The following is a 13,500-nucleotide window of genomic DNA, read 5'->3' as shown; positions in this document are numbered from 1 at the left end:
GTGTATCGCGTTGGAATTGACGTCGGCGGCACGAATACCGATGCCGTTGTGTTGCAGGATAAAACCGTTCTGGCGGGGGTGAAGGCCTCCACCACAGAGGATGTGACATCCGGTGTCATCGAAGCCCTTGAAAAGGTCATCGAGGCTTCGGGCATCGACCGGGCGCGCATCGGCGCCGTGATGATCGGCACCACGCATTTCACCAATGCGGTGATCGAGCGCCGGCATATGGACGAGGTGGCCGCCATCCGTCTCGGCCTGCCTTCCGGCGCCGGCCTGCCGCCCATGGTCGACTGGCCGGACGATCTCAAGGAAATCGTTGGCAACCACGGTTATCAGGTGCGTGGCGGTTACGAATTCGACGGCCGCGAAATTTCGCCGCTCGATGAGGACGAGATTGTCCGCATCGCCGCCGATATCCGCGCCAAGGGCCTGAAGGCCGCAGCTGTCACCTGCGTTTTCAGCGGCATCAACGAAGCGATGGAGCTGCGGGCGAAGGAAATCCTGCAGGAACGTTGCCCCGGCCTGCCGGTGGTCATGTCCAAGGATATTGGCCGCCACGGTCTGCTTGCGCGTGAAAGTGCTGCAATCATGAATGCCAGCCTGCTGTCGCTGGCGGACCGCACCGTTGCGGCTTTCGGTGAGGCGCTGAAGGCTGCGGGCATTACCTGCCCGTTTTATATTACCCAGAACGACGGCACGCTGATGGCGGCCGACGTCGTGCGCGGATTCCCCGTGCTCACTTTCGCGTCCGGCCCGACGAATTCCATGCGCGGTGCGGCCTTCCTCACCGGCCTCAAGGATGCCGTCGTTGTGGATGTCGGCGGCACTACGTCCGATGTCGGCTCACTGTCCCACGGCTTCCCGCGTCAGGCCTCGACCACGGTGGATATTGGCGGCGTACGCACCAATTTCCGCATGCCTGACGTCTTCTCCATCGGTCTCGGTGGTGGTTCGCTGGTGGTCAATGGCGACCACGGCCTGACCGTCGGGCCGAAATCCGTCGGTTACCGTGTTCGCCGCGATGCACTCTGCTTCGGCGGCTCGACCCTCACGGCGACAGATATCGCCGTTGCCTCCGGCAAGGCCGATGTGGGCGAAAAGGCGCTGGTCTCCAGCCTCGACAAAAAGCTCGTGGATTCGGCGGTCGACAAGATCAACGACATGCTCGAAGCCTGCGTGGAACGCAGCCGCATCTCGTCGTCGCCGGTGCCGGTGATTGCCGTCGGCGGCGGTTCCATCCTGATGCCGGATCGTATCGGTGACCTTGAGGTCATCCGGCCTGAGAATTTCGCGGTGGCCAATGCCGTCGGCGCGGCGATTGCGCAGATCAGCGGCGAGACCGACCGGGTCTTCTCGCTGGTGGACGGACGCACGCGCGAGAGCGCGCTGGCCGAGGCAGAAGCGGAGGCACGCGAAAAGGCGGTTGCCGCCGGCGCGATTGCCGAAACGCTGGAGGTCATCGAGCGCGAGGACATGCCGCTTGCCTATCTGCCCGGCAATGCCACCCGCATTCATGTGAAAGTTGTTGGAGAAATGGGAGCCAATCATGGCTGAGACACGCAAGCTGAAATATGACGAAGCGGCATTGCGGACGCTGACCCGTGAAGATCTCGATGCGCTGGAAATCGGCGCCGGCATTCTCGGCACGGGCGGCGGCGGCAATCCCTATCTCGGCAAGCTGCTGGCGCTGGAAGCCATGAAGGCCGGTTACGAGATGAAAATCCTCGCAACTGATGCCATCGAGTCGGACGCGCTCTGCATGTCGATCGGCGGTATCGGCGCGCCTGTCGTCGGCGTCGAGCGCATTCGCGAAGGCCGCGAAGGCCTGCGTTGCCTGCGGGCGATGGAAGAGCTGATCCGCACGCCCGTAGACGCCATTGTCTGCGAGGAAATTGGCGGTTCCAATTCCATGAACCCGCTGGTGACTGCGGCGCTTGGCGGCCTGCCGATCCTCGATTGCGACGGCATGGGCCGGGCTTTCCCGGAAATGCAGATGACCACATTCTCCATCTATGGTCATAGTTCCACACCGTCGGTGATGTGCGATCTGCACGGCAATGCTGTTATCTTCAGCCACGCCGTTTCCGAAGTCTGGCACGAGCGCATGGCGCGCGCCTGCGTCGTTTCGCAGGGCGGCGGCGCGATGCTGGCGACCGCGCCGATGCAGGCGCATTACGTGCACCAATACGGCATTCCGAAAACCTATACCAAGGCGATCGCCATCGGTGAGGCAGTGATCCGCGCCCGCAAGCAGCAGGAAGATCCGATTGCCGCGGTCTGCGCGCTGGAAGGTGGAAAGCGCATCTTCAACGGCAAGATCACCGATCTGAAACGCCACCTGCGCGGCGGTTTCGCGGTCGGCGATCTCACGCTCTCCGGCTTCGATGATTGCGCCGGCCAGACGGCGGGCGTCGCCATCCAGAACGAATTCCTGCTGTTTTCCCGTGACGGCAAGGTGGAAGTGACGGTTCCCGACCTGATCGTCCTGCTCGATGTCGACACCGGTTATCCGATCACCACCGAAGTCCTGCGTTATGGCCAGCGCGTGGCCGTCATCGCCATCCCCTGCCATGACCTGCTGCGCAGCGCCCGCGCGCTTGAGGTCGTCGGGCCGGCGGCCTTCGGTTACCCGGACATTCCTTTCTCACCGCTGCCCGTTCCGGTCAGCAAGGCTGCCTAACCATAAGCGGGGCCAATGCTCCGCAATAAAGAGGAGAACGATAATGAAAATGCCTGTACTTGCTTCCCGTCTCGCCGCGCTGGTGCTCGGCACGGCAATCGCCCTGCCGCTTGTTTCTTCCGCAGCCCTTGCGGAAGACAAGGTGTCGGTCGCGGTCAACACCATGCAGATATTCAGCTCGCTCGACCCGGCGAAGGTGACTGATTACACCGGCTACATGGCCATCGTGAACATGTATGACGGCCTGACCACGGTGAACGCCAAGGGCGAAATCGTGCCGCATCTGGCGAAATCCTGGGATATTTCGGAAGACGGCCTGACCTACACCTTCCACCTGCGCAACGATGCTAAGTTTCAGGATGGCACGGCGGTGAAGGCTGCCGATCTTGCCTGGTCGATCCAGCGCTTGCTCGGCATCAACAAGGGCCCGTCTAACCTCATCGTCGGCGTGCTCAAGCCCGAAAACGTGACTGCGCCTGACGATGCTACGCTGGTCATGAAGATCGAGCGCCAGTTCTCGCCCTTCATGGCGGCGACGCCGCTGATGATGGCGATGAACAAGACGCTGATCGAAGCCAATGCCAAGCCCGAAGACAAATGGGGCGAGGCCTATGTCGGCGAACATTCCGCCGGCTCCGGCCCCTACAAGCTCGTCAGCTACAACCGTTCCGCCGATATGGTCATCGCCCGCAATGCCGATTATTTCCTCGGCTGGACCAAGGGCAAGCCTATCGATGAAGTGCGCTTCGTGCAGACCAGCGACGACGCCACCGTCAAGGCGCTGGCGGAAAAGGGCGAACTCGGCCTTTCCTCGCATGGGCTTGGCAACGACACCTATGAATCCATCGGCCGCATGAAGGGCTACAAGCTGATCCAGACCCGCACCGCCGGCGGTTTCGTCATCAAGCTCAACACCAAGGCCTATCCGACCGACGACGTCCACGTGCGCCGCGCCATCGCCTATGCGACCGACTACAAGACGATCCAGGAAGTGATCTATCCCGGTTTCGACATGAAGGGACCGCTCTCCGACGCGTTCAAGGATGCGCATAACGGCGACATCCAGCCCGGCGTCTACGATCTGGAGAAAGCCAAGGAAGAGTTGGCGAAGTCGAAATATGCCGGCCAGAAGATCACGCTGGTCAACAGCTATGTCGCTTCGCTGGCCTTCGAGGCGGAAGTAGCGCTGCTTCTGCAATCCAGCCTCGAGCAGATCGGCATCACGCTCGATATCAAGCCGGAGCCGTGGAACCGTATCGTCGAGCTGTCCTCCAAGCCCGAAACCACGCCGGCATCGACGCAGGTGAATATTTCGCCGACCTATCCGTCGCCGGATTCGATGTTCTACAACCAGTATCACTCCAAGGCTTCCGGCACCTGGATGTCAATGGAATGGTTGCAGAATGCGGAAATCGACGGCCTGATCGACAAGGTCCGCGCCATCACCGATGTCAACGAGCAGAACGCCACCTACAAGGAACTGCAGACGAAGATCGCCGATCTGCAGCCTGACGTCTGGGCCGTTGCGCCGAACCGCCGTTACGCGGCGAACAAGTGCCTTCAGGGTTACGAGTTCATTCCCATGCAGAGCTGGGACCTGAACTTCTCCAATTTCCATTGGGACTGCAAGGCGGAGTGATCTCCGCCTCATGAAAACCGGCCCCGCCAAAAATGGCGGGGTTGGCCAGACTTGGAACTTCAAAGGGAAGGAGCATCGCCTGCGGCCGGAAAGGCTGCGGCATGCCCGAGGATGACGCATGATCCAGGAATTTTCCGAAGACGATATCGAACCTCTGGCCACCGGCGCCTGGATTCTTGGAACCGGCGGTGGCGGCAACCCCTACATCTCGACGCTCAATCTGCGCCGTCTTTATGCCGAGGGCAGGCGGGTGAAGGTCATGGATCCCATGGCGCTTGCCGATGACGATATGGTTGCCGTCGTCTCCAAGATGGGTGCGCCGCTTGTCGGTCAGGAGCGGCTGGGGGATCCCGCGCATCTCGCCCGCGCCGTCGAGGTGATGGAGGATTATCTCGGCAAGCCGTTTCGGGCGATCATGAGCGTTGAAATCGGCGGTTCGAACGCGCTGTCGTCTTTCCTCGCCGCCGCCGTACTAGACCGGCCGGTCGTGAATGCCGATGCCATGGGACGCGCCTATCCCGAAGCGCAGATGACATCCTTTGCTATCGGCAATCTGCCGATGTTTCCGCTGTCGCTGGTCGATGTGCGCGACAATGAGGTGATCGTGACGCGGGCTGCCTCCTGGAAGTGGATGGAGCGCATCTCGCGCAAGGTCTGCACCGAAGTCGGTTCCACCGCCGCCACATGCAAGGCCCCCCGCACCGGCAAGGAAGTGAAGGAGTGGGGTATTCATTACACCGTTACCAAGGCGACCGAACTCGGGCGCGCGGTGATGGAAGCCCGTGCACGCCATGACGATCCGGTTCAGGCGGTTCTCGACCACGAGGGCGGCAAGCAGCTGTTCCGCGGCAAGGTGGTGGACGTGGCCCGCGAGACCACCGGTGGTTTCCTGCGCGGCAGCACGACCGTTGAAGGTATCGATGCCGACCGTGGTTCGCGCATGGAGCTGGCATTCCAGAATGAGTGGGCCGTTGCCTTCCGCGATGGCCAGCCAGTCGCCATGACGCCGGACCTGCTCTGCCTTCTCGATACGGTTTCCGGTGGCGCCATCGGTACGGAATCGGTGCGTTACGGTCAACGCGTGACGGTCGTCGCGCTGCCCGCGCCGGAACTCTTGACGACGCCTGCCGGCATCGCCGCCGTCGGCCCGCGCGCCTTCGGTTATGACATTGACTTCAGATCGGTATTCCCATGAAACGCATCGGTATTGACGTTGGCGGCACCAATACGGATGCCGTTCTGATCGATGGCGACACCATCGTCGCTTCCATCAAGGTCCCGACCACGCAGGATGTCCTATCCGGCGTAAAGGCGGCGCTTGCCCATGTGGCGGGCCATGTCGGCGCGGCGGACCGGCCGATTGATGCGGTGATGATCGGCACGACGCATTTCACCAATGCGGTGGTGGAGCGCGCCCGGCTGGAGCGGGTTGCGGCCATCCGCATCGCGCTGCCAACAGGTTCTTCGCTGCCGCCCATGTGCGACTGGCCGAAGGATCTGCGCGATGCCGTCGATCCGCTGATCTTCATGGTGCATGGCGGCCATGAATATGACGGTAGTCCGCTGGTGCCCATGGTTCCCGGTGAAATCCGCGAAGCGGCGATGAAAATTCGCGATGCGGGCATCACCTCCATTGCCATTTCTGCAACTTTCTCGCCGCTGACGACGGAGTGCGAGGTGCGGGCGGCGGAAATCGTCCGTTCGGTGATCCCTGATGCACGCATCACGCTTTCCCATACGCTTGGCCGCATCGGGCTTCTGGAGCGGGAAAATGTCGCTCTCCTGAACGCAGCGCTGCAAACGCTCGGCAAGACCACGGTTCAGGCATTTTCGGATGCGCTGCGCGAAGCGGGCGTGAAGGCGCCGTTTTATCTGACCCAGAATGACGGCACCGTTGCGCTTGCGGATGTGGCCGCCGCCAACCCCGTGCACAGCTTCGCTTCCGGCCCGACGAACTCGATGCGCGGTGCGGCCTTCCTCACCGGTCTTTCCGATGCCATGGTGGTGGATGTCGGCGGCACCACCTCCGATATCGGCTGCCTTGTCGGCGGTTTTCCGCGCGAGGCGAACAATATCGTTCATATCGGTGGGGTGCGCACGCTCTTCCGTATGCCCGACCTCCTGCCGATTGCGCTCGGCGGCGGCACCATCGTCGACCCTGCGACAGGTAAGATCGGTCCGCGCTCGGTCGGTTATCGCATCCTGACGGAAGCCCGGGTTTTCGGCGGCGAGACGCTGACGACATCGGATATCGCCGTTGCCGCAGGCCTGATCGAAATGGGTGATCGCGACCGTGTGAAAGACCTTGATCCATCTTTCGTGCAGGCCACGCTTCAACGCATCCGAGATATGGTGGCCGATAGTTTCGATCAGATGAAGACTTCCGCCGAAGACGTGCCGTTGGTTGCTGTCGGCGGCGGAGCGTTCCTGATCCCCGAGACGGTTCCGGGTGCGTCGGAAGTGCTGCGCGTGGAAAATGCCGGCGTTGCCAATGCGCTGGGCGCGGCGATGGCGCAGGTTTCCGGCGAAGTCGATCAGGTCTTTTCCGGCCTGAGCCGCGATGAAGCCCTTGCGAAAGCCGAGACCGAGGCGCAGAACGCCGCGGTCGCATCCGGTGCGGAGCGGGCGAGCCTCAAGACGCTTGAGGTAGAGGATATCCCAATCGCCTATCTGCCTGGCGGCGCTCGCAGGGTGCGCGTGCGGGTCATCGGCGATATCGCCTTTCATTGATGGTAAGAGGCCCTGCCAGCGCGGGGCGACGAGGGAGTGAGCACATGACGAAGATCGCACTGGCCATTCACGGCGGTTGCGGCGTGATGCCGGAAGACAGCATGACGGCCGGGGAGTGGGCTGCTGCGCGCAACGATCTGGCAGCGGCGCTGCGCGCCGGTTATGGCGTGCTGAAGGCTGGCGGAACGGCGCTCGAAGCGGTTGAGGCGGCGGTCGTTGTCATGGAGGACAGCCCGCACTTCAACGCCGGCCACGGGGCGGCGCTCAACGAAAACGGCATTCACGAACTCGATGCCTCGATCATGGATGGTGAAACGCTGGCGGCAGGTGCGATCAGCGCCTCCCGTGCCATCCGCAACCCGGTGAAGGCGGCCCGTGCGCTGATGGCGGATGAGCGTGCCGTCTATCTGACGGGAGAGGCGGCCGACCGCTTCGCGAAGGAAAAGGGGCTCGCCACCGAGCCTCAATCCTATTTCACCACGCAAAAGCGTCTTGAAGCGCTGGCGGCGATGAAGCGCCATGCCTCCGCCGGTACGGAAGCAACGGAAAACGAAAAGCACGGAACTGTCGGCGCGGTTGCGCTCGATGCGGCGGGGCATCTCGCGGCGGCCACTTCGACCGGCGGTTACACCAACAAGCCGGATGGCCGGGTGGGCGATAGCCCGGTGATCGGGGCTGGCACCTATGCGCGGGATGGGGCCTGCGCCGTTTCCGGCACCGGCAAGGGCGAGTTTTTCATCCGTTATGTCGTCGGCCACGAGATCGCGTCCCGCGTTGCCTATCTCGGGCAGGATCTGGAGACCGCCGCCGGCGATCTCGTCCACAAGGATCTGGCGCCCTACGATATCGGCGCGGGCCTCGTCGCAATCGATGCCGAAGGCGGCATATCCGCGCCCTATAATACATCAGGCATGTTTCGCGGCTGGGTGACGCCCTCGGGAGAGGCGCGTGTGGCCACCCATGACACGATCCATGAGGTGGAATTGTAACCGGCGACCGTGCCGGCTAGGTGGCGGCGCTAAAAAAACCGGTGACATCAAGGTCTATCGGCGGCAAAACGTCTGAACCGAAACCGGCTCGTCTCTTCACCCATGGTGCTGGCCTCATGAACATCAAGCAGCTCGAAGTCCTGCGCACGCTTCTTTCCACCGGCTCCACCATCGCCACCGCCAAGGCCATGGGTCTCAGCCAGTCCGGCATCAGCCGGCTTCTGGCGCAGCTCGAGGCGGATTTGTCGCTGACGCTGTTTGCCCGCGACAAGGGGCGATTGATCCCGACACCGGAGGCGGTGCTTCTTGCCCGGGATGCGGAAAACGTGCTGCTTGCGGTCGATCGCATGTCCGGCCACGCCGAGGATTTGCGCAACGGCGCGGCCGGTCCGGAAATCGTCCGCATCGGCCTGCCGAGCAGCATGTGGGAAAATTTCGCGCCCGCCATGCTGATCGACTATGTCCGGGATTTTCCCGGCGTTCGCATCGAGACTTTTTTCGAAACGACGACCGCCATCAACAAGCTCGTCGGCGAGCGGGTGATCGATCTCGGTTTCCTGCGGATGGAAGGAGAGATCGGGCCGGGCATCGATGTGGAGCGTGTTGCGACCGGCAAGAGCGTCTGTGTGGTGCGGGAGGATCATCCCTTGGCCGAGCTCGATGAAATCACCGTCAAGGATCTGCGCAATGTTCCGCTCATCCTGATCGGCCGGCAGCGGCCGAACCGCATGGCGCTCGATCAGGTTTTCAAGAAGGCCGGCGTCAAGCCGATGGTGAAGATTGAGACCCACACCAACAGTTCTGCCTGCGCCTATGTCGCGCATGGGTTGGGAGTGACGATCATCAGCAGTTTTTATGCGAATCTTTACCGGCACCTTCCGGTCGTCGCCCGGCCATTCGTTCCGCAGGCGACGCAGGAATTCGGCCTAGCCCGTGCTTCCGGCGCACCGCTGTCCATCGCTGCGCAGGCGCTGAGCGATGCCTTGAAGCGGGAAATCCAGCTTTCGCAAAAAATCGACTGAAAACGGGATTTTGGGCTGAAAATCTCATTGTCCTCATCAGGATGAAACGCGCCGTCATTCTGCATAGATATATGACGTTTATGCATAATATTGCGCCTTATTTATCAATCCGTCATAGTCACCAGCAACGAAACCGATAGAGGCGGGATACCATTCCCCGCCATCAATCGTGGGGAACCGATGATAAGATTCATACTGAGCCGTCTTTTGATGGCGCTGCCGACGATCGCATTCGTGTCGATCACGGTTTTTGCGCTCATCCGTTTCATTCCGGGCGATCCGGCTGCCCTGATGCTGGGCGACATGGCGCAACCGGAGCAGATCGAAGCCATGAGGACCGAACTCGGCCTCGACAAATCCATGCCGCAACAGTTCCTCATCTGGGCCGGCAATGTGGTGCAGGGTGATTTCGGCCGGTCCATCGTCAATGACGAAGCGGTGCTGCCGCTGGTGGTCTCGCGCTTTCTCGTCAGCGCCGAGATCGTTGTGGTCGCCGTGCTGCTCGCCAGCCTGATTGCGGTTCCGGCAGGCGTGATCGCGGCCTGGAAACAGAACAGCCTCACCGATCTGGCGCTGGTGGGAACGGCGACGCTGCTTCTGTCTATTCCGACATTTTGGCTGGGTCTTCTGCTTCTTCTGTTGTTCGGCCTCAAGCTCGGCTGGCTGCCGGTGCTCGGATATGTGTCGATCAGCGACAATCTCGTCGGCGGCATGCTTTATCTTGTCCTGCCTGTCATGACGCTGGTGATCCATGAAATGGGTGTCCTGATCCGCATGGCGCGCGCCTCGACGCTGGAAGTGCTGCGGCTGGATTACATCACCCACGCCCGTGCCAAGGGCCTTTCGGAAAGCGCCGTGCTTTGGCGGCACGCCTTCAAGAACGCCTTCGGCCCGACATGGACGATGATAGGCCTCATCCTCGGCAATCTCCTCGGCGGTATCGCCGTTATCGAGACGGTATTCACCATTCCCGGCCTCGGACGGCTGATGGTCGACAGTATTTTCGCCCGCGATTACCCCGTCATTCAGGGCTGCCTGCTGTTCGTTTCTCTGTCCTATGTACTGGTCAACCTCTTCGTCGACCTTCTTTATCCCCTCTTCGATCCGCGTGTGGTTGCCGAATGAAAAAGTTCACACTTAACGGGCTTATCGGCGGCTTTCTCATCGCCCTCCTGCTCATCACCGCCGTGACCGGCCTGTTCTGGACCCCCTATGACCCGATGAAGCTCGGCTTTGCCTCGCGTCTGGCCGGCCCAAGCGCCAGCCATCTTCTCGGCACCGACGAATTCGGACGCGATGTTTTGAGCCGTCTGATGGTCGGTGCCCGCGCCAGCGTCTGGATCGGCTTCCTGACGGTCAGCTTCGCGACGATCTGCGGCACGCTGATCGGTCTTGTCAGCGGTTATGCGCGCGGCTGGGTGGATGGCGTCATCATGGCCATCAACAATGCGCTCTTGGCCTTTCCGGGCATTCTGCTCGCACTCGGCCTGCTCGCGGTTTTCGGCGCGAATCAGTATGGCATCATCTTCGCGCTCGGCATCGCCTATACGCCATCCATGGCCCGTGTGGTGCGCGGTGCCGTGCTTTCCCTGCGTGAGCGCGAATTCATCGAGGCGTCGCTGGTGATGGGCAATGGTGAGATCTACACCATGTTCCGCCACATCCTGCCCAATTGCATCGCGCCGATCACGGTTCTTGCCACCTCCATGTTCGGCTGGGCGATCCTCTCGGAAAGCGCGCTTTCCTTCCTCGGCCTCGGCGTGCCGCCGCCGGCGCCCACCTGGGGCAACATGCTGGCCGCCGGCCGTCCCTTTATCCAGCAGGCCGTGTGGCTCGGGCTTTTCCCCGGTCTGTGCATCGCGCTGACGCTGCTTGGCATCAATCTTCTGGGCGATGCCCTTCGCGACAGGCTTGACCCGCGCATGAGAGGTCTCAAATGACGGACAATACACTTCTCACCGTTCGCGGCCTTTCGCTCGAAGTCGCCAGAACCGGCCACCGGGTGGTCAAGGATGTCTCCTTCGATATTGCCGCGGGCGAAATCTTCGGCATCGTTGGCGAAAGCGGCTCGGGCAAGACGCTCGCAACCCGCGCGCTCATCTCGCTTCTGCCACCGGCCATCGCCGTCACCGGCGGGTCTATCATCTACAAGGGGCAGGATGTCATGTCCCTGCCGGTGAAGGAGCTTCGGCGTCTGCGCGGCGCGGAGATCGGCGTCGTGTTTCAGGAGCCGATGACCTCGCTCAACCCATCGATGACGATAGGCCGGCAGCTGGAAGAGGGGCTGATCCTTCATACGAAGCTGTCGCCTGAAGAGCGCCGCGAGAAAATTCTCGATATGCTGCGGCGGGTGGGCATCCGCGATCCCGAAGGCGCGTTGACGGCCTATCCGCATGAGTTTTCCGGCGGCATGCGCCAGCGCATCATGCTGGCCTCGGTCATGCTGTTGAAACCCGCTTTGCTGATTGCCGATGAGCCGACGACGGCGCTGGACGCGGTCATCCAGCGCGATGTCATGGAACTGATGGTGGAACTGACGCGAGCGGAAGGCACTGCCGTTCTTCTCATCAGCCACGATCTGCCGATGGTGGCGCGTTATACCAGCCGTATCGTGGTGATGGAAAAAGGCGCAATTGTCGAACAGGGCCGCACCGAGGACCTGCTGGATGCGCCGCAGCACCCCTATACGAAGAAACTTCTTTCCTCCCTGCCATTCCGCGGCGAGCCACGCAGCATCGATACATCCAAGGCGCCGATGGTTTCGGCCCGCGATATCGTCGTCGATTATGCCGGCCGCAAATCCCTGCTGAAGAAGGCCAAACCGAAACGGGCGCTGCATGGCGTCAGCATCGATATTCATGAGGGCGAGGTCGTGGCGCTTGTCGGCGGTTCCGGTTCCGGCAAGACGACGCTTGGCCGCACCATCGCCGGGCTCGTGCAGGAGAGCGAGGGGCATATCCGCTTTCAGGGCCGCGAGCGCAACGAGGACTGGAAGGATTATCGCCTGAATTGCCAGATGGTGTTTCAGGATCCCTATTCCTCGCTCGATCCGCGCATGACCATTCAGGCGCTGGTGGAGGAGGCGCTGCGCCTCGTGCCTGACCTCGAGCAGGCCGGCAAGCGCAAGCGGGCGCTGGAAACGCTGGAGGAAGTGGGGCTCGGCGCCGACTTTGCCGCCCGCTACCCGCACGAGCTTTCCGGCGGCCAGCGCCAGCGCGTGGCGATTGCCCGCGCCATTGCCCGCCGCCCGCGGTTCCTGATCGCCGACGAGCCGGTCTCGGCACTTGACGTGACGGTTCGGGCGCAGGTGCTCGATCTCTTTTCCGATCTGCAGAAACGTTACGGTTTCTCCTGCCTGTTCATCAGCCACGATCTCGGTGTGGTGGAGCAGGTGGCCGATCGTGTCGTCGTCATGCAGGACGGTCGCATCATCGAAGAGGGTGACCGCGACACGATTTTCGACAGTCCGAGAGAGGCCTATACGCGCCGGCTGCTCTCGGCCATTCCCGCCCTCGACCAGAATGAAAAGGGCGGCGTGACACTCAAATGGCGTCTCGAAGATGAAGTTTAACAGGAAGATGACTATGACCGTGGCTGCCCAACTGAATGCGATCTGTGATGCACAGCCTTTCGTGACGCGCTTCATGGTGCGCAATCTCCTGACCGGCGAAGAGATCGGGCGCGGAGAAAACGAGGAGACGCCATCGGGCAGCACCCGCAAGACGTCGATCATGATGGCCGTGCTCAAGGCCGCCAGCGAAGGGCGGATCGATCTCGACCAGCCCGTCACCTATGAAAAGCGGCTGGCGGAAGAGGTTGCGAGCGGCATGTTCCGTTATATGACGCCGGGCATCGTCATTTCGCTGCGCGATGCCGTCGCCGGCATGATGGTGCTGAGCGACAATGTCTGCACCAAGATGGTGCTGGAACGGCTGACGCTGGAAGAGGTCGACGGCTATTGCAAGTCGCTCGGCATGGCCAATACCCACCACCGTTTCCTCATCCCGCCGCTGGCGCTGGCCGCGGACCATCCGTTGAAGACAGTTACGACCACCTCGGCGGCGGATCAGGTGCTGCTGCTGCAGACTATTCTCGATGCGCAGTCCTCGCCGGAGGCGCAGGCAAGGCTCGGTTGCAGCCCGCAATTGTGCGAGTGGGCGATGCAGACGCTGAAGAACCAGATTTTGCGTTATGGAATCCGCTCCCGCCTGCCTTTCGAGGCCGTGGTGGCCAGCAAGAGTGGTCGCGGCAAGCGCGGGCGCATGGATGCCGGCATCGTCTACAGAAACGGCGCGCCGTCCTTCATCATCACCACCTATACCGATGAGGTGCCGCAAACCATGCCTGATGGCACGCCGGGATACACCATCGCGCTCGAGACAATCGGCCGGCTGGCACAGGCCTGCTGGGACGGGTTTTAATCAATCAATATCAACG

Annotated in this window: 11 protein-coding genes; all 11 read left to right on the top strand. The window is 61.9% G+C overall.

The genetic code is table 11. The features are described from left to right. The 11 genes from FGF54_RS16805 (at position 1) to FGF54_RS16755 (ending at position 13,484) form a co-directional block, all read left to right on the top strand. Positions 1-1,557, top strand: a complete 1,557-nt coding sequence (locus tag FGF54_RS16805; protein ID WP_142780484.1) for a hydantoinase/oxoprolinase N-terminal domain-containing protein — start codon at positions 1-3, stop codon at positions 1,555-1,557. Beyond that, positions 1,550-2,683, top strand: a complete 1,134-nt coding sequence (locus FGF54_RS16800; protein WP_020813270.1) for a DUF917 domain-containing protein — start codon at positions 1,550-1,552, stop codon at positions 2,681-2,683. Before FGF54_RS16805 ends, FGF54_RS16800 begins: the two co-directional genes overlap by 8 nt. A gap of 43 nt (positions 2,684-2,726) precedes the next feature. After that, positions 2,727-4,322 (top strand): ABC transporter substrate-binding protein, encoded by a 1,596-nt coding sequence (locus FGF54_RS16795; protein WP_168208165.1) that lies wholly within the window; start codon positions 2,727-2,729, stop codon positions 4,320-4,322. Between the two features lie 118 nt (positions 4,323-4,440). Further along, the gene (locus tag FGF54_RS16790) at positions 4,441-5,517 is read left to right on the top strand and encodes a DUF917 domain-containing protein (RefSeq protein ID WP_142780483.1); all 1,077 of its coding nucleotides are present in this window, start codon (positions 4,441-4,443) and stop codon (positions 5,515-5,517) included. Then, positions 5,514-7,052, top strand: a complete 1,539-nt coding sequence (locus tag FGF54_RS16785; RefSeq protein WP_142780482.1) for a hydantoinase/oxoprolinase N-terminal domain-containing protein — start codon at positions 5,514-5,516, stop codon at positions 7,050-7,052. The genes FGF54_RS16790 and FGF54_RS16785 overlap by 4 nt, the downstream gene beginning before the upstream one ends. Positions 7,053-7,096: 44 nt before the next feature. Then, positions 7,097-8,041, top strand: coding sequence for an isoaspartyl peptidase/L-asparaginase family protein (locus tag FGF54_RS16780; RefSeq protein ID WP_142780481.1), 945 nt, complete (start codon positions 7,097-7,099; stop codon positions 8,039-8,041). A 116-nt stretch (positions 8,042-8,157) separates the two neighbouring features. Further along, the gene (locus FGF54_RS16775) at positions 8,158-9,063 is read left to right on the top strand and encodes a LysR family transcriptional regulator (RefSeq protein ID WP_142780480.1); all 906 of its coding nucleotides are present in this window, start codon (positions 8,158-8,160) and stop codon (positions 9,061-9,063) included. Positions 9,064-9,243: 180 nt separating this feature from the next. Continuing rightward, positions 9,244-10,188 carry an ABC transporter permease gene (locus tag FGF54_RS16770; RefSeq protein ID WP_142780479.1) on the top strand — a complete coding sequence of 315 codons (945 nt, stop codon included), beginning with the start codon at positions 9,244-9,246 and terminating at the stop codon, positions 10,186-10,188. Further along, the gene (locus tag FGF54_RS16765; protein WP_142780478.1) at positions 10,185-11,003 is read left to right on the top strand and encodes an ABC transporter permease; all 819 of its coding nucleotides are present in this window, start codon (positions 10,185-10,187) and stop codon (positions 11,001-11,003) included. Before FGF54_RS16770 ends, FGF54_RS16765 begins: the two co-directional genes overlap by 4 nt. Beyond that, positions 11,000-12,634: an ABC transporter ATP-binding protein gene (locus FGF54_RS16760; protein ID WP_142780477.1), complete on the top strand. Its 1,635-nt coding sequence runs from the start codon at positions 11,000-11,002 to the stop codon at positions 12,632-12,634. Before FGF54_RS16765 ends, FGF54_RS16760 begins: the two co-directional genes overlap by 4 nt. Before the next feature lie 13 nt (positions 12,635-12,647). Next, the gene (locus FGF54_RS16755) at positions 12,648-13,484 is read left to right on the top strand and encodes a serine hydrolase (RefSeq protein WP_168208164.1); all 837 of its coding nucleotides are present in this window, start codon (positions 12,648-12,650) and stop codon (positions 13,482-13,484) included. Positions 13,485-13,500: the final 16 nt, after the last annotated feature.

This window comes from Agrobacterium sp. T29, from assembly GCF_006970545.1.
In the GTDB taxonomy this organism is placed as follows: domain Bacteria; phylum Pseudomonadota; class Alphaproteobacteria; order Rhizobiales; family Rhizobiaceae; genus Agrobacterium; species Agrobacterium leguminum.
The sequence above is the reverse complement of the archived record's forward strand: the minus strand, read 5'-3'. Positions and strand labels throughout refer to the sequence as shown.

Coding starts and splice junctions, on each gene's coding strand:
- FGF54_RS16800 (WP_020813270.1), top strand. CDS start 1,550: ATGGCTGAGACACGCAAGCTGAAATATGACGAAGCGGCATTGCGGACG.
- FGF54_RS16795 (WP_168208165.1), top strand. CDS start 2,727: ATGAAAATGCCTGTACTTGCTTCCCGTCTCGCCGCGCTGGTGCTCGGC.
- FGF54_RS16790 (WP_142780483.1), top strand. CDS start 4,441: ATGATCCAGGAATTTTCCGAAGACGATATCGAACCTCTGGCCACCGGC.
- FGF54_RS16785 (WP_142780482.1), top strand. CDS start 5,514: ATGAAACGCATCGGTATTGACGTTGGCGGCACCAATACGGATGCCGTT.
- FGF54_RS16780 (WP_142780481.1), top strand. CDS start 7,097: ATGACGAAGATCGCACTGGCCATTCACGGCGGTTGCGGCGTGATGCCG.
- FGF54_RS16775 (WP_142780480.1), top strand. CDS start 8,158: ATGAACATCAAGCAGCTCGAAGTCCTGCGCACGCTTCTTTCCACCGGC.
- FGF54_RS16770 (WP_142780479.1), top strand. CDS start 9,244: ATGATAAGATTCATACTGAGCCGTCTTTTGATGGCGCTGCCGACGATC.
- FGF54_RS16765 (WP_142780478.1), top strand. CDS start 10,185: ATGAAAAAGTTCACACTTAACGGGCTTATCGGCGGCTTTCTCATCGCC.
- FGF54_RS16760 (WP_142780477.1), top strand. CDS start 11,000: ATGACGGACAATACACTTCTCACCGTTCGCGGCCTTTCGCTCGAAGTC.
- FGF54_RS16755 (WP_168208164.1), top strand. CDS start 12,648: ATGACCGTGGCTGCCCAACTGAATGCGATCTGTGATGCACAGCCTTTC.